16 protein-coding genes and 6 pseudogenes are annotated in these 21,554 nt (G+C 56.0%); 8 read left to right on the forward strand and 14 right to left on the reverse strand.

The window, feature by feature from the left end; translation table 11 throughout:
- Nucleotides 1–190: 190 nt before the first annotated feature.
- Nucleotides 191–552, forward strand: a pseudogene (locus N2597_RS32460) (Re/Si-specific NAD(P)(+) transhydrogenase subunit alpha); the annotation flags it as partial.
- 25 nt (nt 553–577) lie between these two features.
- On the opposite strand, the gene N2597_RS32465 reads toward N2597_RS32460, so the two are convergent.
- The 9 genes and pseudogenes from N2597_RS32465 to N2597_RS32505 all read right to left on the reverse strand — a co-directional run bounded on the left by N2597_RS32465 (nt 578) and on the right by N2597_RS32505 (nt 8,698).
- Entirely contained in the window at nt 578–1,033 is a 456-nt protein-coding gene (locus tag N2597_RS32465) for a phasin (RefSeq protein WP_040111885.1), read from the reverse strand.
- Nucleotides 1,034–1,911: 878 nt separating this feature from the next.
- Complete coding sequence (gene fdxB / locus N2597_RS32470) at nt 1,912–2,229, reverse strand: ferredoxin III, nif-specific (RefSeq protein WP_040111886.1); 318 nt, start codon at nt 2,227–2,229, stop codon at nt 1,912–1,914.
- Nucleotides 2,226–2,429 carry a CCE_0567 family metalloprotein gene (locus N2597_RS32475; RefSeq protein WP_009991124.1) on the reverse strand — a complete coding sequence of 68 codons (204 nt, stop codon included), beginning with the start codon at nt 2,427–2,429 and terminating at the stop codon, nt 2,226–2,228. Before N2597_RS32475 ends, fdxB begins: the two co-directional genes overlap by 4 nt.
- A 24-nt stretch (nt 2,430–2,453) precedes the next feature.
- The gene (locus N2597_RS32480) at nt 2,454–2,942 is read right to left on the reverse strand and encodes a NifX-associated nitrogen fixation protein (protein WP_012489584.1); all 489 of its coding nucleotides are present in this window, start codon (nt 2,940–2,942) and stop codon (nt 2,454–2,456) included.
- A gap of 18 nt (nt 2,943–2,960) precedes the next feature.
- A pseudogene (locus N2597_RS32485) lies at nt 2,961–3,278 on the reverse strand (nitrogenase component 1); the annotation flags it as partial.
- A 58-nt stretch (nt 3,279–3,336) separates the two neighbouring features.
- Nucleotides 3,337–4,878, reverse strand: coding sequence for a nitrogenase molybdenum-iron protein subunit beta (nifK, locus tag N2597_RS32490; RefSeq protein WP_012489545.1), 1,542 nt, complete (start codon nt 4,876–4,878; stop codon nt 3,337–3,339).
- Nucleotides 4,879–5,001: 123 nt separating this feature from the next.
- A pseudogene (gene nifD, locus N2597_RS32495) lies at nt 5,002–6,503 on the reverse strand (nitrogenase molybdenum-iron protein alpha chain).
- A 107-nt stretch (nt 6,504–6,610) separates the two neighbouring features.
- Nucleotides 6,611–7,504 (reverse strand): nitrogenase iron protein, encoded by an 894-nt coding sequence (nifH, locus tag N2597_RS32500; protein WP_004675840.1) that lies wholly within the window; start codon nt 7,502–7,504, stop codon nt 6,611–6,613.
- Between the two features lie 250 nt (nt 7,505–7,754).
- Nucleotides 7,755–8,698: pseudogene (locus tag N2597_RS32505) on the reverse strand (IS630 family transposase).
- A 309-nt stretch (nt 8,699–9,007) separates the two neighbouring features.
- Here N2597_RS32505 and N2597_RS32510 point away from each other — a divergent pair.
- A pseudogene (locus tag N2597_RS32510) lies at nt 9,008–9,387 on the forward strand (GDP-mannose 4,6-dehydratase); the annotation flags it as partial.
- A gap of 410 nt (nt 9,388–9,797) precedes the next feature.
- On the opposite strand, the gene nodA reads toward N2597_RS32510, so the two are convergent.
- Entirely contained in the window at nt 9,798–10,385 is a 588-nt protein-coding gene (nodA, locus tag N2597_RS32515; protein WP_004679687.1) for a nodulation N-acyltransferase NodA, read from the reverse strand.
- A gap of 935 nt (nt 10,386–11,320) precedes the next feature.
- Between nodA and N2597_RS32520 the strand changes: the two genes are divergently transcribed.
- A complete protein-coding gene (locus N2597_RS32520) occupies nt 11,321–12,235 on the forward strand; it encodes a hypothetical protein (RefSeq protein ID WP_010034735.1) in 915 nt (304 codons plus the stop codon).
- A gap of 301 nt (nt 12,236–12,536) precedes the next feature.
- Here N2597_RS32520 and N2597_RS32525 read toward each other — a convergent pair.
- A protein-coding gene (locus N2597_RS32525; RefSeq protein WP_085994809.1) for an IS3-like element ISRel21 family transposase occupies nt 12,537–13,639 on the reverse strand; the annotation gives its coding sequence in 2 pieces (ribosomal slippage) (nt 12,537–13,378 and nt 13,378–13,639; 1,104 coding nt in all).
- Between the two features lie 764 nt (nt 13,640–14,403).
- Between N2597_RS32525 and N2597_RS32530 the strand changes: the two genes are divergently transcribed.
- The 4 genes from N2597_RS32530 to N2597_RS32545 all read left to right on the forward strand — a co-directional run bounded on the left by N2597_RS32530 (nt 14,404) and on the right by N2597_RS32545 (nt 18,493).
- A complete protein-coding gene (locus N2597_RS32530; protein ID WP_010009012.1) occupies nt 14,404–15,690 on the forward strand; it encodes a lysine N(6)-hydroxylase/L-ornithine N(5)-oxygenase family protein in 1,287 nt (428 codons plus the stop codon).
- Nucleotides 15,691–15,771: 81 nt separating this feature from the next.
- Complete coding sequence (locus N2597_RS32535) at nt 15,772–16,551, forward strand: phytanoyl-CoA dioxygenase family protein (protein ID WP_010018321.1); 780 nt, start codon at nt 15,772–15,774, stop codon at nt 16,549–16,551.
- 21 nt (nt 16,552–16,572) lie between these two features.
- Entirely contained in the window at nt 16,573–16,902 is a 330-nt protein-coding gene (locus N2597_RS32540) for a cupin domain-containing protein (RefSeq protein WP_004677772.1), read from the forward strand.
- Between the two features lie 61 nt (nt 16,903–16,963).
- Entirely contained in the window at nt 16,964–18,493 is a 1,530-nt protein-coding gene (locus N2597_RS32545) for a class I tRNA ligase family protein (RefSeq protein ID WP_245426159.1), read from the forward strand.
- A 111-nt stretch (nt 18,494–18,604) separates the two neighbouring features.
- On the opposite strand, the pseudogene N2597_RS32550 reads toward N2597_RS32545, so the two are convergent.
- Nucleotides 18,605–18,772, reverse strand: a pseudogene (locus N2597_RS32550) (IS3 family transposase); the annotation flags it as partial.
- Nucleotides 18,773–19,159: 387 nt separating this feature from the next.
- On the opposite strand from N2597_RS32550, the gene nodD2 reads away from it, so the two are divergent.
- Nucleotides 19,160–20,116: a transcriptional regulator NodD2 gene (gene nodD2, locus N2597_RS32555; protein ID WP_004677768.1), complete on the forward strand. Its 957-nt coding sequence runs from the start codon at nt 19,160–19,162 to the stop codon at nt 20,114–20,116.
- Here the strand turns inward: nodD2 and N2597_RS32560 are convergent.
- Together N2597_RS32560 and nodD3 are read right to left on the reverse strand one after the other, a co-directional pair.
- Complete coding sequence (locus N2597_RS32560) at nt 20,096–20,443, reverse strand: hypothetical protein (RefSeq protein ID WP_012489591.1); 348 nt, start codon at nt 20,441–20,443, stop codon at nt 20,096–20,098. The two genes, nodD2 and N2597_RS32560, sit on opposite strands and share 21 nt — an antisense overlap.
- 81 nt (nt 20,444–20,524) lie before the next feature.
- Nucleotides 20,525–21,433 (reverse strand): transcriptional regulator NodD3, encoded by a 909-nt coding sequence (gene nodD3 / locus N2597_RS32565; RefSeq protein ID WP_004677763.1) that lies wholly within the window; start codon nt 21,431–21,433, stop codon nt 20,525–20,527.
- Nucleotides 21,434–21,554: the final 121 nt, after the last annotated feature.

Consider the following 21,554-nt stretch of genomic DNA (forward strand, 5'->3'; position numbering starts at 1 on the left):
TTCTGACATGGGTCGAGCCGCGGTCCCGGCTGTTCGAAGAGACGTGGCACAAGGAAACGAGCAAGAATGACTGATACGCAAAACGGGTGAAACTCCTCAAGATGTCCGCGTGCTGTCGCCGGTCGAGCGGCATCCCTCGGTTTCGGCTCGCTCCATGCGCTGGCCCCCGGCGATAGTTTGCTAATCGCCAGTGGAAACTGGTGCCGGCCTAACGGCGGGAATCTCGAGCAAAGCCTACCGAAACGCGGAAGTCGTGGTCGTTCCAAGTCCACAGGCCCTCGCCGCGGCCGCCGACGTGATCGTCAAGGTGCGCCCCTACCAATGAGGTCGCCCTGCTGTCGCCTGAAAAGACGCTAATCTCTTTCTTCTATCCCGCAGCCAACAACGAGTTGCGCGAGCGGGCTCGGCATTCGGGCGCGAATGTAAGCGCCATAGACATGGTCCCGCGCATCAGCCGTGCACAGAAGATGAATGGGAAAGATCGGGGGCTACCGGGCGGTCATCGAAGCGAGTGCGAACTTCAGGTGTTTCTTCACCGGGCAGATCACCGCGCGGTATTTCCAGGGTCTCCTCAGTTTTACGTCGCTTTGGGGTTCGTCAGCACCTTGTCAAAAGCATCCTTGACCGGCTTTGAGATTTCCTCCACCGCCCTGCTTGAGAGCACCCGGACTTCCTTGGCGTGCTGCAAACTTGTCTCAACGCGCTTGCTAAGGAAGGTCGACTGCAGTTCGAGGATCTGCGACGGCGAATTCGCGCCCAGCAAAGCTTGCAAATGTGAGAAGCTGGCCTCGGCGTCGGCCTGCAGTGCAGCGATCGTCTTCCACCACAATTCGTTGCCGAACAGACTTGTCGTTTCGAGGATCGGAGCCAGCATTTTCTGTGTCGCTTCAGCGCCGGACGCAAATTTCAAAAGAGCCTCTGTCACCTGCTTGTTCCCCTTTTCAACGGATGCGCCGAACTGATCTGGCACCTTGAGCGGCGATGACGCCGGGTTTTCGATCGTTTCAAAGGATCTTTCGGAAATCTTGGTCATTGCATTTTCCTTCTCTTTGAGTTGGTTGCAAGCTGTGACATCGGGATTGACCCCTTCCGCCGACGGACTATGCATGGCCGCTTGGTAGAACGCGGATCCGATGACGAACGGTCAGGTGGCCTCCGTTCCGTTCGTTTCATGAACCGGCATAATGCAGACTGCTTTCTGCCGCTTGTAACCAGGGATCAGCAAACACCATGCCAACTGCTCCGACGCGCCAAGAAGATGATTTTCTTTTATCGATGGGCGGGTTGAGGGCAGGTTGATGTGTATTTGACGGAGAGACCGGCGAACAAAACGTTCCAATCACGACAAATCTGACAAAAGTGGCGGATGCCCGACATTTGCGAGAAATGTCGACAGTTGCGCTGGGGACAAGGGAATTAGCATGTAATTCAACCGCGCTCAGGATCGTCCTGTGTCGGATCGTATTGAGCCTGCCGGGTGGAAAGTGGCGTTGCGGTCCTCGCCGCAAGTGCCTCCGTCAACTGCGCAATGGTGCTTACCTTGACGGTCAGCTTGCGCGCGACATTGCGTGCAATTGCAGTGCCTTCTTTACACCGGCCGTCATTGATTAGAACCGCCGCATCCGCGGATCAGGCATGGGACACGAACGGCACGATCTGTGGCGATCCAATCGCGGGGCATCTGCCTTGGCAACCGAATAAGTTCATCGCCGAGGGCGACGAGACAGCGATCGCCACTTCGCGCTTTTAAAAAAGTCCCATTGAAAGAAGCGATGAACTAGCCACCATCGCAACGCTAACTTTGTGGATGGAATGCCACACGAAGTAACTTCGTTCGTTCGCTTGCGCAGACGACGAGCAGCAGGAGACAACAAACGATCTGAAGGTAACAGCGTTGACTTGTTCGCGAGATCACGCAGTAACCTTGTCTGCCGCGACATGGATCTGACAGTTCTTCGGGCAGACGCGCGCGCAGGCGCCGCAACCAATGCAGCGGCCGGCCTCATCGACAACCATGATCATACGATTGAGCTCGCCATCGAAGTCTTCCTCCTCGTCGTCGCAGATGCCGAGGATTTCACCCGCTTCACCGACGCCATAGAGGTGCATGACTTCGCGAGAGCAGGCTTTGAAGCATCGGCCACAGCCGATGCAGGTTGTAGCATCGATGCAGGTCAGGTACTCCGGCACCCAGCTGGAGCCGTCGCGCGTGACGAAAGGGCCAGTCATCGTGAATTCTCCAATGCGGCGAGCTCTTCCTTCGCAGCGTTCAACTCGGCGAAGGCGTCGAACGTCTCTCCTGCAATGGTCTTGATTCGAGCCCAATTAATCGGAAGGTCCTCGGCAAGATCGTGCAACTCCATCTTCGCAGCGGCGGCGCGGGACTGCAGCTTGCGGACCTTCTTCAGCTGCTCCACAATGTCTGACATGATCTCTTTCCTCGAAAATTGATTTCATGATGCCCGCGCCACGTCGGGATAGGTTTCGATAACTTCAATCGCGTCATCGACCATTTTCGTGCCGGTCTCGGCGAGCTTGCCTAGCGTCTCAAAGCCGAACCGGTGGACATCGCGCAGGGTCTTCGACAGAACGACCAACCGTCCAGTCGTGAAAAGCAAGCGGCCGAAGCCCTCATGGCCGATCGTCATGATCGGCGATGCCAACAGGCCTGTGCACTCTTCGATCACAAGCCCCACGCAACTGTAAAAATTCTGTAGCCTCCACAGCACATCAGGATCGGGATCGCCTATGATCGGGATCTTACGGCGCTGCTCCTTGGTGAGGATGAAGTCGGCCAGCAGGTCAGCGTCCGATTTGCCTTCCCACGCCCCATGGGCATCCTGAGCGCGGATGAGCCTTATGAGGCATCTGAGAAAAGGGGTGGCGAGATCCCCATCCTCGTTGACAGCAGGGCCATCCGTACTTCCTGTCAATGTACCCATGTCCTAGTCCTCCTCATCGAAAGGCTTCTTTTCGGTGGCGCCTGCTTCGGTCAGCGCCGTGAAGCTCGTGCGCCAGAGCGTTGGACCTGAAGAAGCCGATCCTCGGTTGTCCCAGGAATTGCCCTCACAGCCGAGAGGCCCATGGATCAGGTGCGCGACGTCGGTGATCGGCTGCAGCACGATCTTGGCGCCATCGAAAGCGCATCCGCCGGCTGCCGCCCCGGGGATCAGCGGCTTCGAACAGCCGTTTTTGCGCGCCTTGGAATCCTTGCTGCGGTTCTTCTCGCAGGCAGGCTCGTCGAAGACATCCTGGACTTTAGCATTGAGCAAGGGCATTGCGGTCTCCAAGTTCAGATGAAGGCGGGCCGGCCTCACAAGGCCGACCGCCGCGCTCCTAGCGGGTCAGGTCGTACGAATAGTCCGTCACACCCGGCTCGCTCGTCTCGCGATCGAGCTTGTCGAAGATCTTGTCGAGGATCGTCGTCAGGACGCGCAGGCCGCCCTGGTAGCCCATGAGCGGGAAACGGTGGTGATGGTGCCGGTCGAATATCGGAAAGGTCAGCCGGATCAATGGGGTGCCGGTGTCGCGCTCGAGATACTTGCCATAGGAATTGCCGATCATAAGATCTACTGGCTCGGTAAAGAGCAGCGAGCGCAACGCCCACAGGTCCTTGCCCGCCCAGACCTGGGCATCCTGGCCGAAGGGCGAGGATGCGAGCAACGCCTTCATCTCGGCTTCCCAGGCCGGCGTGCCGTTGGTAGCAAGGCAGTGGGTCGGCTCACCGCCGGTTTCCAAGACGAACCGGGCAACGGCGTAGACGAAGTCAGGATCGCCGTAGATCGCGTATTTCTTCCCGTGCAGCCAGGCCTGACTATCTGCCATAGCGTCGACGAGACGGCCGCGTTCCAGGCCGATTGCCGGAGGAATTTCCTTGCCGGTAATCTCCGAGACCTTCATCAGGAATTCGTCGGTCGCCTGGACACCCAGCGGATAATGGAACGAGGCCGTAGCCTGACCGACCTCCTTGCAATATTCCAGCGTCTTGCGCGTGTTATAGTGCTGCAGCGACAGGGTCGCTTCGGCATTCAACGCCGTTTTCAAGTCCTCGATCTTCGTGCCGCCGTCATACATGCGGTACGTACCGTCAGACGGCGTGTCGAACTGGTCGGAGGCATCCTGGATGAAGATGTAGGATACGCCCATCATGTCGAGCAGGCGCTTCAGTTCGCGGTTGTTGCCGACGCAGAAGCCGTCGAAGCCGGGAATGATGTTGATGGCTTGAGCAACCTCCTTCCGCTCGTTGCCTTTCCAGAAGTTCTCCAGAATGCCCTTGATCATGCCGTCATAGCCATCGACGTGGCTGCCGACGAAGGCAGGCGTGTGGGCGAAAGGAACATCGAAGTCGTGCGGGACCGACCCTTCGTTCTTTGCGTTTTCGATGAAGCCGTGGAGGTCGTCTCCAATGACTTCGGCCATGCAGGTGGTCGAGACGGCGATCATCTTCGGATCGTAGAGCTTGTATGTATTGGCGAGCCCGTCGACCATGTTCTTCAACCCGCCGAACACTGCCGCGTCCTCCGTCATCGAGGACGAGACCGCCGATGAAGGCTCCTTGAAGTGACGCGACAGATGCGAACGGTAATAAGCGACGCAGCCCTGGCTGCCATGGACGAAGGACATCGTTTGCTCAAAGCCTGCGGCTGCGAAGACGGCACCGAGCGGCTGGCAGGCTTTGGCCGGGTTCACGACCAGGGCTTCGCGGCCCAGGTTCTTTTCGCGATACTCCCAGGTCTTCGTGAAGTCGTTTTGATCGGCAACGACCTGATCCGGGTGGGGGCATTCGAAATTGGCTTTCTTCTCGGCGAGCATCTGCCTGTATTCCGGCTCGCGGAACAGGGGAGCATGGTCGAGAACTTTTTCCGCCGACTGCGGCATAGTAAGCACCTTTCTTTTCATCGCGCCGCACCGGTGGCGGCAATGGGATGTCATCTGTCACGAGTGCGGATCAAGTCCGATGGGAAGAGCCTGGCCTGCCCCTTCCCAAGACAGGCCAGGCTCTCATTCGGCCGCAACCGCCTCAGCTGGCGCGGCCTCTTTTTCCAGGGGACGTCGTAGAGATCCCACACCGGATTATTGATGGCCAGATCCATGTCGCGGGCGAATATGGCGAAGCCGTCATAGCCGTGATACGGGCCGGAATAATCCCAGGAGTGCATCTGGCGGAAGGGGATGCCCATCTTCTGCACCGGATACTTCTCTTTAATGCCGGACCCAACAAGGTCGGGGCGGATGCCTTCGATGAACTTTTCCAGCTCGTAACCGGTCACGTCGTCATAGATCAGCGTACCCTTGTTCACATAATGGCCGGTGCGCTGATAGTCGTCGTTGTGGGCGAACTCGTAGCCGGTGCCGACGATCCGCATGCCGAGGTCCTCATAGGCCGTGATGACGTGGCGAGGACGCAGGCCGCCGACATAGAGCATCACCGTCTTGCCTTCGAGGCGCGGCCGGTACTTGTCGACGACAGCATCGACCAGGGGCCGGTACTTGGTGATGACAGCCTCGGTCTTGTCGACGATTTCCGGACCGAAGTGCTTGGCTATTTCGCGCAGGGAGGTTTCGATCTGGGACGGACCAAAGAAATTGTATTCCATCCACGGGATGCCGTATTTTTCCTCCATGTGCCGACAGATGTAGTTCATCGAGCGGTAGCAGTGGATGAGGTTCAGCTTGGCCTTTGGCGCGCGCTCGACCTCAGCGAGCGTGGCATCACCCGACCAGTTGCCGACCACGCGCAGCCCCACCTCCTCCAATAGAATGCGCGTAGCCCACGCGTCGCCACCGATATTGTAGTCGCCGACGACGTTGACATCGTAAGGGCCGGTCTCAAACTCGACTTCGTTCTTGTCGAAAACCCAGTCACGGATGGCGTCGTTGGCGATGTGGTGGCCGAGCGATTGCGAGACGCCGCGGAAGCCCTCGCAGCGCACCGGCACGATCGTCTTTTCGTGCTCCTTGGCCTTCTTGCGCGACACCGCCTCAATGTCGTCGCCAATCAGCCCGATCGGGCATTCCGACTGCACGCTGATGCCGTTGTTGAGGGGGAAAAGCTCCTCGATCTCGTCGATGACCTGTTCAAGCTTCTTGTCGCCGCCGAACACGATGTCCTTTTCCTGGAAGTCTGAGGTGAACTGCAGCGTCACGAACGTGTCGATGCCCGTCAGGCCGACGTAGTAGTTGCGGCGTTGCGACCAGGAATAATGACCGCAACCGACCGGCCCGTGCGAGATGTGGACCATGTCCTTGACCGGCCCCCATACCACGCCTTTGGAACCGGCATAGGCGCAGCCGCGGATCGTCATCACGCCCGGAATGGACTTGATGTTCGATTTGACGTCGCATTCGGAAAGGGCCTTCGGCTCATCGCCAGGCTCGTCGCCGCTCGTTGCGACGCTGAGGTGCTTCTTGCGGCGCTTCGCCGCCTTGTCTGGATATTGCGCTAATACTTCCGCAATGAGCTGTTCATGCAAAACGCTGTCATTCTCGTAATCAAGGCTCATGGGCCCCTGCCCCCTTTCAAGGTTCGGGTTAGGTCGTCGTCGCCGAAGCGGCTTTCTTGGAAGGACGCGCTGGCGCAAGGGCCAGCGCGTCCTGTCGACAGCGGCAGTTATTGAGCCGCAACCACCGCTGACTCCTTGGCCTGTAGTTCGGCCAGCATCTGCTCGTCGCTCTTCATGATGCCGAAGTCGAGCAGCATGTCTTCGAGCTCTTCCATGGTAATCGGGGTCGGAATGGTCCCTTGGCCCGAATTGGCATGGATCTTCTCGGCTAGCGCCCGATATTCCCCGGCCTGCTTGGAGTCCGGCGCGTACTGGATCACCGTCATCTTCCTGAGCTCGGCGTGCTGGACGATGTTGTCACGCGGCACAAAGTGGATGAGCTTGGAATTGAGCCTGGCAGCCAGCGCCTCGGAGAGGTCGAGCTCGCGGTCCGTCTGGCGCTCGTTACAGATCAGGCCGCCGAGCCGCACGCCGCCGGAATGGGCATATTTCAGGATGCCCTTGGCGATGTTGTTGGCGGCATAGAGCGCCATCATCTCGCCGGACATCACGATGTAGATCTCCTGGGCCTTGTTCTCACGGATCGGCATCGCAAAGCCACCGCACACCACATCGCCGAGCACGTCATAGGAGACGTAGTCGACATCGTCATATGCACCGTTCTCTTCAAGGAAATTGATCGAGGTGATGACGCCGCGCCCGGCGCAGCCGACGCCCGGTTCCGGACCGCCGGACTCCACGCACTTGATGCCTTTGTAGCCGGCCTTGAGCACGTCCTCGAGCTCAAGGTCTTCCACCGAACCTTCCTGCGCTGCCAGATGCAGAACCGTGTCCTGTGCTTTGGCGTTCAGGATCAGCCGGGTGGAGTCGGCTTTCGGGTCGCATCCGACGATCAGGATCTTCTGCCCGAGGTCGACAAGCGCTGCGAGCGTATTTTGGGAGGTGGTGGACTTGCCGATCCCCCCTTTGCCGTAAAATGCGATTTGACGCAAATCTGACATATCGCCTTCCTTCTTTCGTTCCATCCATCGCTGAGTAAAAGGCAGGCAGCTCGCGCCGCCTCGCATGGCAATCTTCAAAACCCGTGCCATGTGGGCCGATCGAGCCAAAGGAAAGATCCTTTTGTTGGGTTTCAGAAAGTTACTCCGAACCACCACAGGAAACTGCCAAACAAACCTAATGTCGCCGATCAGACAAAGCCGACAGACGGTGTCGTGATGGCATCACTTGCACCGCTAGAGCAAATCCTGCTCAATCTGGGTCATATCCAGCGGCCTTAAGGTAGTTTGCGCATTCTGCCGCAGTGAAGCGAGGTATCAAGGCCCCGACCGCATCCCATAGAGCATCGATCTTTCGCTCGGCTCGGCCTCGCAACATGGCTTTCAGCTTCGAGAATGCGTTCTCGATTGGATTGAAGTCCGGACTATAGGGCGGCAGGAACATGAGCTTGGCGCCGGCACGTTCGATGGCATCGCGGACACCGGCTATCTTGTGTGCAGGCAGGTTATCCATAATGACGACGTCGCCGATCTCCAGGGGCGGCACCAGCACCTGTTCGACATACGCAAGGAAGACGTTGCCGTTCATCGCGCCATCGTAGACGAATGGGGCGGTCATTCCGCTGAGGCGCAACGCACCGGTGAAAGTCGTTGTTTTCCAATGGCCGTGCGGCACGCCGGCACGGCAAACGCTCACCTCGCAATGCACGTCCGCGCAGACGTGACATCTTGGTCGAGAGGCCGGTTTCGTCGATGAAGATCAGTTTCTCCGGATCGAGGTCCAATTGACCATCGAACCAGGCGCGCCGGCGCTTCAGGACGTCCGGTCGGTCCTGCTCCAGTGCGTGTGCGGTCTTTTTTTAAAGGTCCACCCACGGCCTCGAAGCCAGGCGCCAAGTGCGCTGCGGCTGATCTTCACCTGCCGCTCGACGGACAAGCGCTCAACCATCTCATCGAGCGTCACATCCCTACGCTCGTTGATCAACGCGACAACGAATTCCTCGTGTGCATCCACTGCCGAAGGTCGTCTCCAGCTCTGTGGCAGAGCAGTTAACTCACCCTCTTTCGCTCTTCAATCCAGCGGATCGCCGTCGAAATCCCAACTCCGAAACGAGCCGCAGCCTGTCGAGCCGACATGCCCGCCGCAGACGCTTTCAAAACCCGTATTCGAAGATCATCGCTCAGGGCCTGTCCCATCATCCACCTCTTCGCTGTGGATGTTGAATCAGCTTCGGTCGCTCTCGTCACCTCACAATCGATTCATCAATCGCAGGACATGTCTAGGTCGACCGCGCGCCAGCGCGACCGCGACCATCAGCAGGACAAAGAGCTTTGAAAACAGGAGACAATCGCACATCCCTGTAGCCAAGAGAGAAATGGCGTATCGCACGGGAGACGCTGCGAGCGCCCAGGTGATAGAGCTTCGCCTTGTGGCTGAACAAGCCAACTTCGATCGCGCAGGCCCGCCGCGCCCGACAGCTGGCCAAAAACAGCGCCAGGAGCTACGACTGGGGCCACGCACGTGAGTATGTCGAGGGCATGTCGCGCATGCTGCAGCAGGACAAACCGGATGGCCACGTCTTGGCGACCGGCGAGACGACGAGTGTCGGCCAATTTCTCGAGCGGGCTTTTGCCGACGTGAACATTACTTTGGAATGGAAGGCGTCCGGCGTCGACTGCTACGACTCCGCGTCCGGTGCCTGCCTTGTTGAAGTCGATCCTCGATACCTCCGCCCGACGGAAGTTGATCTTCTGCCGGTGATCCGACCAAGGCCCGCCAGAAGCTGGGCTGGCAACACAAGGCCCCGGTTCAGGAGCTCGTCGCCGAGATGGTGCGCGAGGATGTCAAGCACTGGAAGGCCCTGAACAGCCGGGAAGAGCTCTGAGTGTACGACTTGTCCAACAAGAAGATCTGGGTTGTCGGCCATCGCAGTATGGTCGGCAGTGCGCTTGTGCGCAGGCTCCGATGCCGTGCTCTGCGGCAGTGGCGTCAGTTAGCGGGTCGAACGAGGAGCGCGGATCGTGAACCCGCGAGCGCGCAAAAATACGGCATTAGCCGATGATGTTCATACTTCCACCAGGTGCCCGGATTGCGGTACCGAGGCTTCGGGGCATATGTTCCTGATGGTCCTGCTTGTCTCGAATATCTCACGCTTGACGTCTAAGCGTTCGCAGATCGAAAGGTGCGGGATGTGTCATCGTGTGGGTCGGTCCGTCATCGAGGGTTAAATAGACGCACCGATCACTGGGCCGCCACCGTCTCTTCGGATAACTTCAGCTATGGGACCATGCTCTTTCATAGCTCAGGGCCATTCCGCTCGATCAAGGTCCCCGATGGCCAATCACTCATTGAGCATCCTATTGGGAATACTACCAAAATTACGTTTTCACAGCGCGTCGGCGGGAGGTTGAGATAAACATCGGCAAGGGTGGATCGCACGCGTACCCCTTCCAAAACCGTCGCAAGACCATTTCGGCAGAGCCTGAGAACAAGGTTGCGCAACGCCTGCCGAACACCGCCGAACGCAAACCGAACGCCAAGTTGCTGCAGCACTGGGTAAACAATGCGCATCGAATTAATGCCGTACCCCTCAAGATCTGGACGCACGCCCCACAATCCAAGCTCGCATACGAGTAGATCGACCTCGCCAACCCGAACGAAACGACGCAACAACCCCATGTGAGCGGCCACACCGTGCGCATCATAGCCTATTACGCGAAGCTCGGGCCTAGCTCCTGACCAACTACGAGCACCTTCGAATGGAAGGGCGTTGTAAGCTCCAGTTGGCCCATAGGTCTTCCGAAAGAAATCTGCGAGCTCCGTGTGGTCAGAGAGCTCCAACTCGTTTTCCCAGCACACTTTCCACCGCACCTGAGGGCTCATACCTAAACCTCCACTTAATACTCTGTCCAGGCGTCGACAGAGCAACTACTTGATACGCACTCGTTGGGGCGCTTCTAATGGCACTGGTATAAGCTGGTGAAATCATTTGTTTGGATGGAACTCATCCGTCCAATGGATGCGTTCCAATCAATCGGCCTGCCATCGGCTGCCGACGCCAGATGAAGCGGCTGCTCCAACTTCTTCGTGAACATGCCGCCTTGTCCATCATGCTGGATCATCTTGATCAGGCATCCAGGACATTGAACTGAAAAGTTGACCATGACTGAGAGGCTCGCTACTCAGGCAGAAGCAAGCCAAAGACGTTTTCGGCGATAATCAGGCAAATTGTCGAGATCACATTAGAACCCTCGGCGGAACCGGGCTGGTCTATCCCGGCGTCGAAAGTCGTCGAACGACCCGACCTGGCGGAGGGGTTTTTTCGGAATGTTCGGTTTGCGACAGTCTGATTCCACACAAAATGGGACGCGGCGATAGGCAGCAGCATTCTCCTGTTGAATCTGAAAGGGGTTCCCCTCGCAAAACGCCCTGGTTCGCTTTGGCTATCGCAGCCCATGGACCGGCACGCTGGGTATCGGCGAAGATTGCCAGAGGACATACTTGCCTGGCGATCCCGACCTCGGGAGAAGATGATGGGTACAGGAATGGATTCCTAGATCAGTGCGTTTCCGGTGCAAGCTTTTAGGACCCCGGACACAGCAAACGCCTCCCAGGACTGGCGAGGCGGCCGCGAGATCGCAATTTTCTCCTAGATAACGGTATGAGGTGATCGTCATACCCTGGTCACCGGATGCCGATCGTCACGCACATGGTCTGGTACAGAGCCGGCGGCGCCGATGAGCCCCCGAGGAAATACTTAGTGACTGGCACGGTTGTTGCGTCGTCTCACGAAAGACAGCCGTTAACGAGAGGTCACGATGATGGATGTATGCTCGATGGGGATGGTGTTGTGCGGTGGGTACCTTCTTGCTGCATCCGCAGGCAGACTCGGCGGCGCTGAGAATGTCTTATCTGACTCGCCTTTGTCCGCGGCTGATGTATCGAGTTTCGAGACTTTCATAGTTCGCAGCCCACCGACATCACTCAATCTGGATCCATTTTATGCCAAATATGCTGACGCAGCGGGCATACCTATTATTTCGTCAAACAAGGTTCCAGACACGGCACTATTGATCTCACGTGACATTGTCCTCTACATGTTGTCAGAACGCCGTGATGTCCGCGATGCTTTAATCCAGGCTGGAGCGCGGGTGGGCGTCATGGCAATTGACGAGACGACGACTGATATTCCCGAGCAGCGGGATTGGAAGAAGCCTCTTCCCGATGATCCACGTCTCACCCCTGACGAGCGGCGGGATTACGCCAACACGATCGGCAAGATGACTGCCCGAGACTACTGGGCACAAAGGGCGCGCGGCATGGGCGGGCTCTACACGACGGGAGCTGTGGAGAATTTGATGGGCGTGCCGGGCACGCGGTATTACGGCGGGAACATTCTTGTTCACGAATTCTCACATAATATTTTCAACGCGCTGCGCACGGTAGATCCTGATCTCGTTGCACGAGTTGAACGTGCCTATTCGCACGCCTACGAGAAAGGCCTCTGGGCGTGTTCCTATATGGAGAACAACGTCGATGAGTATTGGGCCGAGGGCACGCGATTTTGGTTCAATACGAACTTGGCTTACAGCCGAGGCAATCTCACCATTGCCACATCAGAAGATTTCGAGGCTCACGATCCAAGCCTCTATAATATCATGGCCGAAGTCTACCGCCATGACCACCACATTCTGGCGGATGTCTATTACCGGCATTCGGCGAAGTCGCAGTAATGTCCTTTGGTATTGACTGCCGGCCTCATGCTGCAATCCCGCTGGAGACCCGAACTATCGCTGATCGTCCGTAATTTGTCAGAGCCAGCCATAAATTTGAGTTTCCGTTCAATTGAAGCGCCCATGTTGTTCCCACGGGTGCATACCAAGTACTTCGTGGCCGCTGGAATTGGCTCCTTGTGCAACATCGAGACCAAATGACCTGCCACTGAATTTTCATCCGGCGGCGATTAGAGCCTCGGCGGTCTTTGAAACGCTCCCAAACGTTGGACCACCGGATGCTAGAGTTTTCCGGCTTCATTCAGGGAGGCGGGCTGGTTGCGCCTCCCGAATTCACCAACGAGATCGGCACCTTGTTGCCGATCGCACCATGAGGTCTTTCCTCATTGTAGTATCTACGCCAATCCTCCATCTTTTCGCGGGCATCCGCAAGGGTCAGGAACCAATGCTGGTTCAGGCATTCTGCACGGAAGCGGCCATTGAACGCTTCGATGAAAGCATTATCAGTCGGCTTGCCGGGGCGTGAGAAGTCCAACGTCACACCCTTGGAATAGGCCCACAGGTCCAAGTCGCGCGACACGAACTCGGTCCCTTGGTCGACACGGATCGTTTTCGGATAGCCGGCTTTTTGGCACACCCGTTCAAGGGTTTGCACAACGTCTTCGCCTCTATAGCTATGACGTGGATCAAGCACCGGCACGTAGCGCGAGAAGGTGTCGACCACCGTCAGCACGCGCAGTTTCTTACCCGTTGCGAGTTGGTCGTGAACGAAGTCCATCGCCCAGACGTCGTTGGGTCCGACGGCCATGTGCCGATCCTCGCGAAGCTTGGCTTTTACCCCCCGCTTCGGTGTCTTGTTCCGCAACTGTAGCCCCAAGTCCCTGTAAATGCGGTAGGTTCGCTTGATGTTGGTGCCCCAACCCTCGCGTTCCAACAGCACATGCACGCGGCGATAGCCGTACCGCACACGGATCTCGCAGATCTCGCGAATACGACGTTCCAGACCGGCCTGATCAGCACGGCGAGAGGTATAGTGGTGAGTTGATCGATCGAAGTTCAACGCTCCACAAGCACGTCGGATCGAGATCGCCCAATCGCAGCACATGCCTTTCACCATCTCCCGCTTCCGAGCAGGCCTTAGAGCTTTCGGCGGATGACATCCTGCAACATCTCGCGGTCCAGCGTCAGATCCGCGACGATCTTCTTCAGGCGCGAATTCTCGTCCTCGAGCTGTTTCAGCCTCTTCATCTCCGGTGGCAGCATGCCCGCGTATTTTTTCTTCCAGTTGAAATAAGTCGCCTGGCTGATCCCCGCCTTCCTGCAGATTTCAGCAACCGACACGCCTTCATCACCTTGCTTCAGAATGAACGCCTTCTGAGCGTCCGAAAACTGCGACGCTTTCATCGTCTTCTGGTCCCTTTCCCAGCCAGGAAAATGCACCGGAAAACTCTAACCAAAATTGGTCCAGTTTGAAGGGTTCAGATCAGCATCAGCCGCAACTTTCTACCAGCGCCGTCGCTTATCCGATCCGACGACCATGTCTATTTTGTGGGGGAGAACGGTGTTGCCGGTGGTCATGTTGGCGATCGGTGCTTGTACGTTCGCAGGCCTGTCCACGTTTCAAAGCATATATGCCGAAACGCGCGGACTCTCACCGAATGTCTTCTTTCTGACATTCACCGTCACGACTGTCACATTGCGATTCTCCGTCGCGGGTATGATCGGTAAGTTGCCGCTTGGGCGCCTAGCACTCACCCTCTTCGTGACGACACTGATTGGGATCGGACTTTTGGTTTTGAACCCGGGAAGCGAGCTGCTGTACGTCGTCGCCACCGTTCTCTTTGCGATAGGCTACGGTCTCACTTATTCGACCTTGAATGCGATGGTGGTGAACCTCGCTGGCGAACGTGGTCTGTCAATCTCAACGGCCTCCCAAGTCTTTACACTCGCTTATTTTCGTGGGTTCGTTCGAATTCCCGTATCTCGGTGGCACATTAATTGCTGTTTATGGCATCGACGTTGCCATGCTCGTGATGGCGGGTCTGGTCGCTCTCAACATCGCAATCGCCAGTCAGACATTGTGGAGGGCGGTGTAGGAGACAGACGTCCTTCGATAATGATTTCCGTATCGCTGCCCACGTGCCCGCCCAACCAAAGGAAGTGTGTTTATGCAAGTGCTGGATCTCATCGGTATAGGCATCGGACCCTTTAATCTTAGTCTTGCAGCACTCGCGTGTCCGACGCCGCTGCGCACTGCCTTTTTCGAAAAGGAAAGCGGCTTCGATTGGCATCCTGGGCTGCTGCTGCCCAACAGTCGCCTGCAGGTATCTCCGCTGAAGGACTGTGTGACACTTGCAGATCCGACCAGTCCGTTTTCGTTTCTCAACTACCTCGCGGTGCATGGACGGCTGTACAGCTTCGTAAACCGGTGCGACGCGACCACGTCGCGAAGAGAGTTCACACAGTATTTCCAATGGGTTGCGCATCAGTTGCCACAACTCCGGTTTGGGGAGGAGGTTACCGACGTAACCAGATTAGACGAGGGTTACCGCGTGACGACGACTCGAGATCACTACCATGCACGCTCAGTTGCGATTGGCGTCGGTGTCGTTGCAACAATTCCCGAATGCGCCAAACCTTGGCTGGGCGAGAAGGTCTACCATGTGGCGAGCTATCTGGATCGGCCACAAATCGACATCGGTGAACGCGTATTAGTCGTTGGTGGGGGGCAGAGCGGTGCGGAGGTTGTTGAACACCTATTGGGCAGTCCGGGTATCGGTAAAATTACATGGGTGACGTCACGCGGGAACCTGTTCACGAGGGATGACAGCTCTTTTATCAACGTGTCATACACGCCGTCTTACAGCCAGCGCTTTCATTCGCTGCCACTTAAAAAACGTCGCACTATTGTCGACGACGAAAAACTCACCAGTGACGGCATTTCAGCAGAATTGAGCAACCGCATTTACGAAACTATCTATCACCGCAGCGCGACTGGCAATATTGACGATGTCATTCAACTGCTACCCGCAGTCGTCATGAAGGAGTTGTCTCCTCATGCGGACGGTTGGCACGCGCTGTTGGCTTCGCACGGCACCTGTCAGCGACCGACTGTAGTGGCTGATCGGGTCGTACTCGCCACCGGTTTCGAGCCTCGCCCGCTAGCGTTTATCGATCGCCTATTGGCTTCCGCTTCTATGGAAGGCGGTCTGCCGGTCGTGAAGGACGATTACTCCGTTCAATTCGAGGACAACGCCCCCGGCCAGGTATATCTGCAAAACCGATCCCCAGTCCAAAGTGGCTTGCAGAGTGTGAATCTATCGCTCGTCGCCTACCGAAACGGTCGCATCATCAATAGCCTGCTTCGGCGTGAATACTATCTGAACGTCCCAGATCGGCCGATCCTTGGGTGCCTAGGTTTACTTCCCGCTCAAGAGACACAAAACGCAAGATAACACTCCAGTGCAGTGCAGCTCGGGGCGCCTGCTCACGACGCAGCTTTACCAGGCGGCTTTAAATCTAAAAAGGAGTTACACATGTTAACCAAAGAACAAAAATCAACATGGGATGACGTTGGATACATTAGGATTGAGTCATTTCTCGATCTAGAAAGCCGAGATAAACTTTCAGCTCTTGTGGCTGATGTTTCGTGCTGGGAGACAAGTGAAGACAAATGGCTGATATGGTTCGAAAAAACAACTGACGGTAGGAGGATCATTTCGAAGGTCGAGAACTTCCTCGAATTTAACGCCCCCCTGCGTGATTTACTGCTGGCTGACCACCGTATCGAGTCGATCGTCGAAGAGTTACTGGGGGAAAATGCCCGCATGCTCAAAGAGTTGCTGATCTTTAAGTACTCCGACAGCGGCGGCTATCGCCCGCATCAGGACATCTACCATATCCCACATAAGCTACCAGACCGGATGGTGCACGCGATTGTTGCAATAGGCATCGACGATTCCGGCCCAGACAACGGAGGGCTTTTCTTCAGCCCCGGGAACCACAAAAAGGGCGTGTTCCCAATGGACGCCGGCGGCGTAATGTACCCCGAGGTCGCGGACAGGCTGGCCTGGGAGCCCGTAACGTGGAAGGCCGGTGACATTTTCATCTTTGACGACTATGCCCCACATTACTCAAAGCCCAACAAAAGTGAAAATTCTCGAAGGGTGATTTATCTCGTGTTCCAGCGTGCCTCAACTGGTGGGCCAACGAGGGCCGAATACAACAAACTGAAACGCGCCTACAACCCTCCCGAGGGCAAGGTCTCCAACATCGACGAGCTCAAGCCGCCGAACGGCATTTTCTATCGCGATTGAAGGCAGAGGACAGAGGCAAACATGTATACGAAACAGATCGACCGCTCAATCATGCGCCAGGAGTATGGCGTTCTGGTGTGCCGGTTACTTGAGCATCTACCGCAGGCAGTCGCAACGGCTTTCGGCACATCGATTGTGGAGGTGGTACCTGGCGATGCGGTCGATCTTCATTCGCACCCAGAGCACGAACTCTGGGTATTGATCTCGGGCAGCGGCGTGTTTCAATCCGATGGAGAAACCTCCGCAGTCAGTGGGGACACGATGGTCTATATAGCGCCGCACCAAAAACACGCGATCAAAAATAGCAGCCCTCAAACCAGCTTAAAGTTCCTTTCGATATGGTGGGATTGAATTGAGAGCAAACCAACATACTTTTTTTGCCTGCTCGGCGCCGCCGTGCCCGAACGGCAAGCTGCATCTTGGGCATATAGGTGGCGTGTACCTTCTCGCCGACGTGTTCGTACGCTACCACCGCATGGTAGGCAACGCGGCCTATCACGTGACAGGTGCGGACGAACATGGCACTTACACGCTGGTGAAAGCCCGAAAGCTTGGCAGGCCGGTTGATGACGTCGCACACATGCACATTGAAGAAATTCTGCAGTGTCTGCGGTCAGTTGATATTGAACCGGACGTATTTGTAAGGACTTCAAGCGAAGACCACAAAGACCGCAGCTTGGCGATCTACGACCAACTAAGAGCGTCCGGCTACGTTGAGCTGCGCGACGGAGAGCAACTGTATTGCGGGACGTGCGAAGAGTTCGCCGCAGACTCACTCGCGGTCGGAGAGTGTCCAGCTTGTAACGCGCCAACAGATAGTAACCTTTGCGAAGATTGCGGCTCGGCGCTGCAACACAATCTACTACGCAACCCGATTCACACGACATGCGGCCAGAGCCTTATCTTGCGCCCGATTCGACAGGTTCATTTTGAGCTTGAAAAATTTGCTCCGGGGCTCGATCACGCCATTGAGGCGAGCGGATGGCCGGAATCCATAAAGCGCAAAGAACTTGACTGGCTACGGTCAAAACTGATGGCATTGCCGATGTCGCGGCATTTCGACCGTGGTGTGACTTTGAACTCCCCGGTGGAGGTGGCAGGCCAAACTTTAATGACTTGGTTTGAAGGATTGTGGTGCTATGAGACAGGAATCGAACGCCTCTGCAAGCAAAATGGCGCAGATCTCGATGACACTATGCGCAACGCGAGCACGAGACTCGTATTCTTCATGGGTCAGGATAACCGGTTTTATTACACGATCGGCGTTACTGCTAGTTTGTTCTCGCGCGGTTATGCGATTCCATACAACCATGCAATTCAGGACTTTTATAAGCTCGAAGGCGCGAAATTTTCTACTAGCCGTGACCACGCTGTGTGGGCTGACGAGGTGGCAGCAGATATCGACACGAACGTGCTGCGCTACTATTTGGCTAGCCTCGCCAAGCCATTTGGCGCAAACGACAACGATTTTCTGATCGAGGGGCTGCTTCAGACCGCGGCTAGAATTCGTGCTTTCGAAACGGCTTTGCGCAAGTACGCCGGATGTAACGAGACGCTGACGGCCGACAAGCTGACAGTCGAGCAGAACCACAATGTTAAACGATATTCCGAAGCGGTGCAGGACTTGCGCGTCTGGGATGCCATGGACGCCATAGACGCCTTTTTCGACGTTGCGTCTTTTTCAAGGGCAGATACCTCAGTCAGCGCAGCGGAAGTTTCCGTATTTCTAAGCCTTCTTAATCCTGTGACCCCGATGCTTGCGGCGCGGTATGGTGCTTTCTTTTTCGGAGCCGGATGGCGGCCGGGGCTCGATGGCGGCACTATCCGGCCAAGCACCGGCTTACGCAAACCGGTTGATTTCCCATTGTTTAGCGACCCGATTCCGGAAGCCTTCATAGAGGCTTATGAAAGACGATTTAGGCAAGTCCGGCCGAATTCTTAGCTTTTAATGACGGCAACCGCTTTGACGATCCCGAGGCGAGTAACGCGGACGCCGACCGGATGACGGCATCTCGATAGCGGAGAACGCAAGGCGGCAGTCGGGCGACCTACTTCGTTCCGAAAGGCCCACGACGGCTTTCTGGCGTGCGACGGCGTCGCGCTTGGCGGCGGCCCTTTCTATTTTTTTAAGGAGCTCGGGAAGTGGGGCCGTATCCAGGATCTGCTCGGCGAGCAGTCTCTTCAGTGTGGCGTTCTCTTCCTCAAGCGCCTTCAGGCGCGTTGATCTTTTCATCACAAATTACTGGCACGCCACCAATATCTTGAACATGCTTCCAAACAGAAGGAGCCCGCCAGTCGATAGCCAGCGTACGGCAAAGCCTCTCCGGTATCGCGATATGATGAACCTACTTCCGCCCATCCGTTCACTAGCATTTCATGTCGCTCGGTGACGCCGCTCCACATCGCCTATTGCTAAGGTGCCATTCGATATTTAAAGTGGATTATCTGCAACTATAACGTCTATCGTAACTATGCGGCCTACTTAATTGATCACCAAACTAACCTAAGCCTTTTTGACGAACCTTCATTGGATCTATGCTGGAAGGTTCTGTACTGGAAAAATCGATTGTTTGGATATAAAATATCCGTTGTTTGGATGTGACTAAAGATGCGTTTCAAGGGCCTTGATCTAAACCTGCTCGTTGCATTGGATGCGCTCACGACCGAGCGCAACCTAACGGCTGCCGCACGTAGTATCAATCTAAGTCAACCAGCAATGAGTGCCGCCATTGGTAGGCTTCGGGACTATTTCCGCGACGAATTGTTTACAATGAATGGTCGAGAACTTCGGCTGACGCCCCGTGCCGAAGGACTTGCCTCGGCAGTGCGTGAAACTCTCTTGCAGGTACAATGCTCAATCATCTCTTGGGAGCCGTTTAACCCGTCGAAGTCTGACAGATGCTTTAGAATAGTTCTGTCCGATTTCATGATGCTGATATACTTCAATAAAATCATTGAGCGAGTTGCTCGAGAAGCGCCCGCAGTCAGCTTTGAGTTGCTGCCTTTGGATAGTGATCCGTACGAGATGCTTAGCCGCGGTGACGTCGACTTCCTCATCGTGCCTGAATTTTTTCTCTCGGGCGCACACCCGAGCGCAAAACTGTTCACAGAGAAGTTTGTATGTGTAGCCTGTTCGACAAATGTGGACCTACCTTCAGCGCTGACGATCGAGCAATATGTCTCCACGGGACACGTCGCTGCCGCGTTTGGGCGCTTTTTGAAGCCATCGGTCGAGGGCTGGTTCTTGCTCGAGAATGGTATTCAGAGGCGGGTGGAGGTCGTCGTGCAAGGGTTTAGCTTAATACCACCAGTCCTGCGTGGCACGAACCGCATAGCTAACCTACCGCTTCGCTTAGTCGAGCATTACGAAAGTACTTTCCCTTTGCGGATCATCAACCTTCCGTTACCGCTCCCCGTCTTCACAGAAGCTGTTCAATGGCCAGCGCTCCATAATGCCGATCCAGGGAGCATCTGGTTCAGGGAGATATTGGTTGAGGAAGCTTCCCGTATGATGTCCTCCAACGCACCTAAAATACATGGGTTGCTACAACAATCCGGTTCCTGACCAAGGTTCCTGCTTGAGTAAGATCCGCCCGAGCCCGAATAAGTTCAACAGCCACCAAAGAGGCTTTTCAAAGGTATCCATCCGGGGAAGGCCGCTGACCTTGCCCCCAAGTTTTATCCAGTTTTGAGTTCGCTCCGACGGTTTTGGGTTGCTGTATTTGCGGCGGTAGCGGCGGGTTGCGGTGCGGAGCAATTGTGGTCCCCCAGCACCCTTCGATTTGCCGCCGAAGGTGCTAGACAGCACGTCGCGCAATCGTCCGAAGGGCGGCCGATCGGCGACGGGCGTAGCGCTCAGCTTCGTCGATAAAATGGCCTGCGGGTCACTCACAGGTGGTGCCGTCTTCAGCTAATCGGCCGCGTCGCGGGTCGTCGCTCCCAATGCAGCCCAGCTTCCTAGGTTTCAGGATGGTCACGGCAATCGCGCTGCCTCCTGAACCATTATATCTCGCATCCAGATATTTGCCGGATCTTTGTCGTGAAGTACCGGCCATTGGACTGCCTCGGTGAATGTCGGCAGCGCTATCGGGGGCGCAGTCATCCGCAATGGTATCGTGTCCTCAAAAAGCCCAACTAGTCGTAACGGAACGGTTGCAATGCGATCGGTGCCCATTAGGGCGGCGGGGATCATGCTAAAGCTTGAAACAACGACTTCGACCCGCCTCTTGAGGCCATGCTCCTGCAAGAAGCAATCTTCTATGGTAGGCTGCTGCGTCCGACCGAACCTAACTACCGCGTGCCCCATTGAAGAATACTCCTCGGCAGTAAGGGCTTCCTCAAGTTGTTTGTTATTACTGCAGCCGACGCAAGTCAGTCGTTCCTGAAATAGATCTATCTTAGGGTGCGCGCTCGACATGAATAGCGGTGGGCTAATAAGGAAGTCTACGTCGCCGCGTCGCAAAAGCTCGTCTGGATTGTCAGTAAGAGGCAGCAAGTCAAAACTAATGCCGGGTGCTTCCCGCGCAAGACGCTCCAGTATCTTCTGAAAAAGAACAACTGTAACGAAATCGCATAAGCTTACTCGGAAATGACGATCTGATTGATCAGGAGTAAATTTATCCCAGGGTATGATATTGAGCCGAATATGCTGTAAAGCCTCACGAATCGCAGGCGCGAGGTCTTCCGCACGCGGAGTTGGAACGAACTCACGACCACGCATCGTAAATAGTTCATCGCGGAAATAGGAGCGGAGCCGGCGGACAGCTGCACTCATTGCGGGCTGGCTCAGATTAATGCTACGTGCCGCCGCAGTAAGGTTGCGCTCAATCATTAGTGCATCGAGCGCGACAAGGAGATTTAGATCGAGGCCCTTAAATCGCATATCTTTTAACTATCCAATAGTGCAGCCCATTCCACAATGGCTGTTCCTACGGCGATGGCTGAATTCGCCTTGACGCTCCTCAATCGATTTGAGGGCGCGGCCACAGAGACTTAATCTCTGT

Source organism: Rhizobium sophoriradicis, assembly GCF_025200795.1.
Taxonomy (GTDB): domain Bacteria; phylum Pseudomonadota; class Alphaproteobacteria; order Rhizobiales; family Rhizobiaceae; genus Rhizobium; species Rhizobium sophoriradicis.

Bases quoted from the DNA above. Each gene is read 5' to 3' on its own strand.
- nodA (WP_004679687.1), bottom strand. From the start codon at position 10,385: ATGAGCCCTCAGGTGCGGTGGAAAGTGTGCTGGGAAAACGAGTTGGAG.
- N2597_RS32520 (WP_010034735.1), top strand. From the start codon at position 11,321: ATGATGGATGTATGCTCGATGGGGATGGTGTTGTGCGGTGGGTACCTT.
- N2597_RS32535 (WP_010018321.1), top strand. From the start codon at position 15,772: ATGTTAACCAAAGAACAAAAATCAACATGGGATGACGTTGGATACATT.
- nifK (WP_012489545.1), bottom strand. From the start codon at position 4,878: ATGCCGCAGTCGGCGGAAAAAGTTCTCGACCATGCTCCCCTGTTCCGC.
- N2597_RS32540 (WP_004677772.1), top strand. From the start codon at position 16,573: ATGTATACGAAACAGATCGACCGCTCAATCATGCGCCAGGAGTATGGC.
- N2597_RS32465 (WP_040111885.1), bottom strand. From the start codon at position 1,033: ATGACCAAGATTTCCGAAAGATCCTTTGAAACGATCGAAAACCCGGCG.
- nifH (WP_004675840.1), bottom strand. From the start codon at position 7,504: ATGTCAGATTTGCGTCAAATCGCATTTTACGGCAAAGGGGGGATCGGC.
- N2597_RS32530 (WP_010009012.1), top strand. From the start codon at position 14,404: ATGCAAGTGCTGGATCTCATCGGTATAGGCATCGGACCCTTTAATCTT.
- nodD2 (WP_004677768.1), top strand. From the start codon at position 19,160: ATGCGTTTCAAGGGCCTTGATCTAAACCTGCTCGTTGCATTGGATGCG.
- nodD3 (WP_004677763.1), bottom strand. From the start codon at position 21,433: ATGCGATTTAAGGGCCTCGATCTAAATCTCCTTGTCGCGCTCGATGCA.
- N2597_RS32475 (WP_009991124.1), bottom strand. From the start codon at position 2,429: ATGTCAGACATTGTGGAGCAGCTGAAGAAGGTCCGCAAGCTGCAGTCC.
- fdxB (WP_040111886.1), bottom strand. From the start codon at position 2,229: ATGACTGGCCCTTTCGTCACGCGCGACGGCTCCAGCTGGGTGCCGGAG.
- N2597_RS32480 (WP_012489584.1), bottom strand. From the start codon at position 2,942: ATGGGTACATTGACAGGAAGTACGGATGGCCCTGCTGTCAACGAGGAT.